The 613-nt window shown below is 72.1% G+C and carries 1 pseudogene; it reads left to right on the top strand.

Annotation, left to right across the window (positions count from 1 at the left end):
• Window positions 1-613 (top strand): annotated as a pseudogene (locus ADL05_RS28395) (peptide chain release factor 3); the annotation flags it as partial.

Below are 613 nucleotides of genomic sequence, written 5' to 3'. Positions count from 1 at the left end.
GCGGGAGCCGTTGGAGCTGCTGGACGAGATCGAGCAGCGGATCGGGTTGCGGCCCACGCCGTTGAACTGGCCGGTGGGTATCGCCGGGGACTTCCGCGGGCTCATCGACCGGGCGAGCGGCACCTACACGAAGATGACGCGCCAGCCGGGCGGGGCCACCAAGGCCCTGGAGGAGGTGCTGGACGCGGACGAGGCGGCCCGGATCGAGGGCGCCGAGTGGGTGCAGGCGCAGGAGGAGATCGAGCTGCTGGAGGCGCTGGGCGCCGACTTCGACCACGACTCGTTCATGGCCGGGGAGTCCTCCCCAGTGCTCTTCGGCGCGGCGCTGCCCAACTTCGGTGTGGGGCAGCTGCTGGAGGCCGTGGTGGGCCTGGCTCCGGCCCCGGCGGCCAAGGCCGACGCCGTGGAGCGGGAGCGGCCGGTCGAGGCGCCCTTCTCCGGGCAGGTGTTCAAGATGCAGGCCAACATGGACAAGAACCACCGCGACCGGATGGCGTTCGTGCGGGTCTCCTCGGGGCGCTTCGACCGCGGGATGGTCCTCACGCACGCGGCGACGGGCCGCCCCTTCGCGACCAAGTACTCCCAGGCGGTGTTCGGCTCCGAGCGCTCCACC

The sequence above is a fragment of the Nocardiopsis sp. NRRL B-16309 genome (assembly GCF_001279585.1).
In the GTDB taxonomy this organism is placed as follows: Bacteria; Actinomycetota; Actinomycetes; order Streptosporangiales; family Streptosporangiaceae; genus Nocardiopsis.
Note: the sequence above shows the minus strand (reverse complement) of the source record. Positions and strands in the feature narration are given on the sequence as shown.